This is a genomic window from Fodinibacter luteus, from assembly GCF_039541575.1.
Lineage (GTDB): Bacteria > Actinomycetota > Actinomycetes > Actinomycetales > Dermatophilaceae > Fodinibacter > Fodinibacter luteus.
Genome location: NZ_BAABGM010000021.1, coordinates 1 through 6,061, shown reverse-complemented (window position 1 = coordinate 6,061; position 6,061 = coordinate 1). Strand labels below are relative to the sequence as shown.

Below are 6,061 nucleotides of genomic sequence, written 5' to 3'. Positions count from 1 at the left end.
AGCGGGGCCGGTACGTGGTGTGGGACCTGACCGACGGGTCCTACGACCGGCACCTGGAACGGTTGCGGGTCGAGCAGGCGATCAACGACCCGCCACCGCTGACCCCGCAGCGACTGGCCGAGCTCGTCGCCGCGATCACCGGCGACGACCCGCACGAGCAGTCCTGGGCGGAGCACGAGCTGGACCTGTACGAGCACGGCGACGAGAACGCGGTCGACCACGACGACGTGCCCGACGAGTTCTGGGCGCAGCACCTGGCCAGCCTCGACGGCGTCGCCTGAACCCCACACGGCCCTCGCCACCGCCGCGACGGCGAACATTGACCGTCCGGGTCCCGATCCTGTCGATTCCGGGTCATCGCTCGGTCGCCCGCGGATCCGTGGCATCGTCAGGGGCGGGTCCTGTCCCTCCACATCTCACCGCAGGGGCGAGGGTCCGACCGCGTCGAGGAGGCGAGGTCGTCGTGGCGAGCTGGCGGATGAGTGCCGTGGCCCTCTACGTGCGCTGGACCCGCAAGAAGCGCTACGCGACGGCCGAGGCGGGCACAGCGTTCCTGCACTCGGTCAAGGGCCCGCCCACCCCGCCGCGCGACGCCCTCGCGACCTGCGAGGTCACGACCGACCAGGTGCGAGAGCGCGACGTGCACGTCCTCGGCGGCGCGGTGCCCCGGCATCCGGGAACGGCGTCGTGGTCTACCTGCACGGTGGGGCGTACACGAACGAGATCGTCGAGCAGCAGTGGGAGTTCGCCGCGTACCTCTCACGGCGATCCGGGTACGACGTGCACGTCCCCATCTACGGCTTGGCGCCGCACCACACCGCCCTCGACGCGGTCCACCTGGTCGACGAGGTGGTCGCCACGCTGGCGGCCGCGGGGCGTCCGTGCGTGCTGGCCGGCGACTCGGCCGGCGGCGGCCTCGCCCTCGTCGCGGCCCAGCAGTCCGACCCGGCGACGCGGGCCCACATCGCCGGGCTGTTGCTCGTCGCGCCCTGGGTCGACCTCACGATGGACAACCCCGAGATCGATGCCGTCGAGCCGCGCGACCCCTGGCTCACCCGTGCCGGCCTGCACCCCATCGCGACGTCATGGGCCGGTGAGCTGGGGGTGGACGACCCCCGGGTGAGCCCCCTGCGCGGCGACCTCAGCGGCCTCCCGCCGGTCGAGGTGTGGGTCGGCACCCGCGACATCACGCTGCCCGACTGCCGCGAGCTCGGTCGCCGGATGCCGTCGGACGTCCCGTTCGTCCTCCACGTCGAGCACGGGGCCATCCACGACTACCCCCTCCTGCCGGCACCCGAGGGACGCGCGGCCCGGCGCGATATCGCGGATCGGGTAAGCACACTGCTCGCGGCGAGGAGGTGACGAAGCAGACCCTGACGAGCCGGACCGTGACGAGTCCGAGTCGGTGAGCGTCCCGACCCGACGACACCTGCCGCGTCAGACCACGCCCAGGAGGACCATCGCGTCGGCGACCCGCGTATAGGCGGCGAGGTTGGCGCCCATGACGTAGTTACCGGGGTCTCCGTAGCGTTCCGCCGTCTCGACGCACTGGGCGTGGATCGAGCTCATGATCGCCTCGAGCCGCTCTTCGGTGTCCTCGAAGGTCCAGGAGTCGCGGCTCGCGTTCTGCTGCATCTCCAGTGCGCTGGTGGCCACGCCACCGGCGTTCGACGCCTTGCCCGGTGCGTACCGCACTCCGGCCCCCTGGAACATCGCGACCGCCTCGGGCGTCGAGGGCATGTTGGCTCCCTCGGCCACGAGCTCGACCCCGTTCGACAGCAGGGCGCGGGCACCGCTCTCCGGCAGCTCGTTCTGGGTGGCGCACGGAAGGGCCACCTGGCACGGGACGTCCCAGACGGAACCGTTCGACACGTGGCGTGCCCCGGCCCTCCGGGCGTCCGCGTAGTCGGTCAGCCGACCCCGGCGTACCTCCTTGACGTCCTTGAGCAGGTCGAGGTCGATGCCGGCCTCGTCGACGACGTAGCCGCCGCTGTCCGAGCACGCGACCACGGTGCCCCCCAGCTGGCGCACCTTCTCGATGGCGTAGATCGCCACGTTGCCGGAGCCGGAGACGACGACCCGCTTGCCGTCGAGCGACTCCCCGACGGCGGCGAGCATCTCCTGGGCGAAGAACACCGTGCCGTAGCCGGTGGCCTCGGTACGCACCCGGGAGCCGCCGACGGCGAGACCCTTGCCGGTGAGGACCCCTGACTCGTAGCGGTTCGTGATCCGCTTGTACTGGCCGAACAGGTAGCCGATCTCGCGGCCACCCACCCCGATGTCGCCGGCGGGCACGTCGGTGTACTCACCGATGTGCCGGTACAGCTCGGTCATGAACGACTGGCAGAAGCGCATGACCTCGGTTTCGGAGCGGCCCTTGGGGTCGAAGTCCGAGCCGCCCTTGCCGCCGCCGATCGGCATCCCGGTCAGGGCGTTCTTGTAGACCTGCTCGAAGCCGAGGAACTTGATGATCGAAAGGTTGACGCTCGGGTGGAACCGCAGGCCGCCCTTGAACGGCCCGAGCGCGGAGTTGAACTCCACGCGGAAGCCGCGGTTGATCTGCACCCGCCCCTCGTCGTCGACCCAGGGCACCCGGAAGATGATCTGCCGCTCCGGCTCGCACATGCGGGACAACACCGACCACTGGGCGTACTCGGGCCGCGTGCCGATCATCGGGGTGAGGCTGAGCATGACCTCGTAGACCGCCTGGTGGAACTCCACCTCCCCGGGGTTGCGCGACAGGACCTTCTCGAAGTGGGGCTGGACCCGTGGATGGAGCGCTGCGGTCATGGGCTCACTCTTGCACCGCCCCACCGCGCCTCGCGCGGTCCCTCGCCCTCGTCATCGTGACCGTCGGTGCGCTGCGGCAGGATGGCCGCGTGAGCGAGACGCCGAACGACCCCGCCGCGCAGCAGCCGAGCGACGTCGTGCCCGACGACGTCCGCCACGAGTGGACCACGCTCGCCGAGCAGGCCCGCGAGCACCAGTTCGCCTACCACGTCCGCGATGCCCCGACGATCAGCGACGGCGAGTACGACGCCCTCATGCGCCGCCTCAACGACCTCGAGGACGCGCACCCCGGCCTGCGAACCCCCGACAGCCCCACCCAGCAGGTCGGGGGTGCGGTGTTCTCCACCGACTTCACCGCGGTCGACCATCTCGAGCGCATGCTCAGCCTCGACAACGCCTTCAGCGCCGACGAGCTGTCCGCGTGGGCCACCCGCGTCGAGCGCGACGCCGGGGGAGCCAGCCTGCACTACCTGTGCGAGCTCAAGATCGACGGGCTCGCGGTCAACCTGCTCTACGAGCGGGGCCGCCTCACCCGTGCCCTGACCCGCGGCGACGGCCGCACCGGCGAGGACGTCACGCTCAACGTCCGCACGATCCACGGCATCCCGACCGAGCTCGCCGGCGACGACGTGCCCGAGCTCGTCGAGGTCCGCGGCGAGGTGTTCTTCCCCATCGAGGCCTTCGGCGACCTCAACGCCCGCCTCGTCGAGGCCGGAAGGGCGCCGTTCGCCAACCCGCGCAACGCCGCGGCGGGGTCGCTGCGCCAGAAGGACCCCCGGGTCACGGCGACCCGTCCGCTGCGCATGCTCGTCCACGGCCTCGGCGCCCGCCGCGGCCTCGACGTCGCGACCCAGAGTCAGGCCTACGAGCTGCTCAAGGCGTGGGGGATGCCGGTCAGCAGCCACTACCGGGTCCTCGACACCGTCGACGAGGTGCAGGCCTTCGTCGACGGCTACGGCGAACGACGGCACAGCGTCGAGCACGAGATCGACGGGGTCGTCGTCAAGGTCGACGAGGTGAGCGTGCAGCGCCAGCTCGGGGCGACGTCCCGCGCCCCGCGCTGGGCCATCGCGTTCAAGTACCCACCCGAGGAGGTCAACACCAGGCTGCTCGACATCCAGGTCAACGTCGGGCGCACCGGCCGGGTGACCCCCTTCGGCGTCATGGAGCCGGTGACCGTCGCCGGGTCGACCGTCTCGATGGCCACCCTGCACAACGCCCACGAGGTCCGCCGCAAGGGCGTCCTCATCGGCGACACGGTCGTGCTGCGCAAGGCGGGCGACGTCATCCCCGAGATCCTCGGCCCGGTCGTCGACCTGCGCGACGGCACCGAGCGCGCCTTCGAGATGCCGACGCGCTGCCCGGCGTGCGGCACCGAGCTCGCGTACGAGAGGGAGGGCGACAAGGACATCCGTTGCCCGAACGCGCGTTCGTGCCCGAGCCAGCTGCGCGAGCGGCTGTTCGGGCTCGCCTCACGCGGCGCGTTCGACATCGAGGCCCTGGGCTGGGAGGGCTCCATCGCCCTGCTCGAGTCGGGGGTGCTCCACGACGAGTCGACCCTGTTCTCACTCACCGCCGACGACATCGCGAAGGTGCCGCTGTACACGCGGGCCGCCAAGCGCACCGACCCGCCGGGGGCCGTCGTCGACGGTCGGGTGCTGTCGGCCAACGGCCACAAGCTCGTCGCCAACCTCGAGGCCGCGAAGCAGCAGCCGCTGTGGCGGGTGCTCGTGGCCCTGTCGATCCGCCACGTCGGCCCCACCGCCGCCCGCGCGATCGCCCAGCACTTCGGGTCGATGGAGGCCGTGCGTGCCGCCTCGGTCGACGAGCTGTCCGGCGTCGAGGGCGTCGGCCCCGTCATCGCCGAGTCGGTGCGCGACTGGTTCGACCGGCCGGGCAACGAGTGGCACGTGGCCATCGTCGACCGCTGGGCCGCCGACGGGGTGCGGATGGTCGACGAACGTGACGACGCCGTCGAGCCGACCCTGGCCGGCCTCACCGTCGTCGTCACCGGTTCGCTCGAGGGCTTCTCGCGCGACGAGACCAAGGAGGCGATCCTCGCCCACGGGGGGAAGGCCTCCGGGTCGGTGTCGAGGAAGACCGACTACGTCGTCGTCGGGGAGAACGCGGGGTCCAAGGAGGACAAGGCCCGCGAGCTCGGCCTGCGGATCCTCGACGAGGCAGGGTTCCGCCGGCTCCTCGAGACGGGCAGCCCGGACTGACCGGTCGGCAGCTCGCAGCCGCGGGCAGTCGGGACCCGACCGGCCGGCCGGCAGCTCGCACCCGAGCGGCGGGCAGTCCGGACCCGACCGCCGGGCCGGCAGCGCGCACCCGGAGCGGCGGGCAGTCCGGACCGACCGGCCGGCCGGCAGCTCGCACCCGAGCGAGCGGGCAGTCCGCTCTGACGGCCCGCCCGACCGGAGCCGCCGGCAGCCCGGACTGCTGACTGGCCGGCCGCCCGGCCCCACCCGGCGGGCGGCACGACCGTCCAGCGGACGGCTGACCCGTCCCGGGCCGTCAGGGGCCGCTGCGCAGCGCCCGTGGGGCGTTGAGGTCGAGCACGACGGCGACGACCCTGGTCACGAAGACGAGCGCGACCGCGATCCACGCTGTGAGGGTCGTGAGGGCGCCCGCCTCGTGGAGCACGACGACGAGGGCGGCGCCCGCGAGAGCCGGCACGGCGTACAGCTCGCGACGCAGCACCTCGGGCACCTGCCCGGTGAGCACGTCGCGCAGCAGCCCACCACCGATGCCGGTGATGCCGCCGATGAGCACCGCGGCGAGCGCGCCGGCCTCGGCACCGAGGGCGACGAGGGCGCCACTCACGGCGAACACGGCCAGACCCGCGGCGTCGAGCATGCGCACCGTGAACGACACCCGCCGCCACCGTGCGTCGGGGTGGCGCTCGGCGGCCGCCTGCCACGTGCCGTGGAGGAGGAAGACGATGAGGCCCGCGACGACCGCCGCCGCGAGGAGCCGCCAGTCGCTCACGCCGACAGGCGGGGTGATGCCGAGGAAGACGTCCCGGATGATCCCGCCGCCCAGCCCCGCCACCCACCCGAGGACGAGGATGCCGAACAGGTCGAGGCCGCGGCGCACACCGACGATGGCGCCGGACAGGGCGAAGACGAAGACACCGACGAGGTCGAGGACGAGCTGCGTCGAAGCGGTGTCGGTGAGCACCGGGTCATCCTCCCAGCCCACCCGGTCCCCCCGCGGCGCCCGCCCACCGCCCGCCCCGCCGCCCCCCGCCTCGCCCACCCCCCGCCCC

4 protein-coding genes and 1 pseudogene are annotated in these 6,061 nt (G+C 72.6%); 3 read left to right on the top strand and 2 right to left on the bottom strand.

The features are described 5' to 3' along the window. Nucleotides 1-281 (top strand): annotated as a pseudogene (locus ABD899_RS15600) (hypothetical protein); the annotation flags it as partial. A 406-nt stretch (nt 282-687) separates the two neighbouring features. Continuing rightward, a complete protein-coding gene (locus tag ABD899_RS15595) occupies nt 688-1,362 on the top strand; it encodes an alpha/beta hydrolase fold domain-containing protein (RefSeq protein ID WP_345207663.1) in 675 nt (224 codons plus the stop codon). A gap of 75 nt (nt 1,363-1,437) precedes the next feature. On the opposite strand, the gene gdhA is transcribed toward ABD899_RS15595, so the two are convergent. Further along, on the bottom strand, nt 1,438-2,790 hold the full coding sequence (gene gdhA / locus ABD899_RS15590) for an NADP-specific glutamate dehydrogenase (RefSeq protein ID WP_345207661.1): 1,353 nt from the start codon (nt 2,788-2,790) through the stop codon (nt 1,438-1,440). Between the two features lie 89 nt (nt 2,791-2,879). On the opposite strand from gdhA, the gene ligA reads away from it, so the two are divergent. Continuing rightward, nucleotides 2,880-5,012 (top strand): NAD-dependent DNA ligase LigA, encoded by a 2,133-nt coding sequence (gene ligA, locus ABD899_RS15585; RefSeq protein ID WP_345207659.1) that lies wholly within the window; start codon nt 2,880-2,882, stop codon nt 5,010-5,012. A gap of 295 nt (nt 5,013-5,307) precedes the next feature. Here ligA and ABD899_RS15580 read toward each other — a convergent pair. Next, a partial coding sequence (locus ABD899_RS15580) for a trimeric intracellular cation channel family protein (RefSeq protein ID WP_345207657.1) occupies nt 5,308-6,061 on the bottom strand: 754 nt, incomplete at its 5' end.

What these genes read in the sequence shown, in the direction of transcription:
- gdhA (WP_345207661.1), bottom strand. Translation starts at nt 2,790, where the DNA reads ATGACCGCAGCGCTCCATCCACGGGTCCAGCCCCACTTCGAGAAGGTC.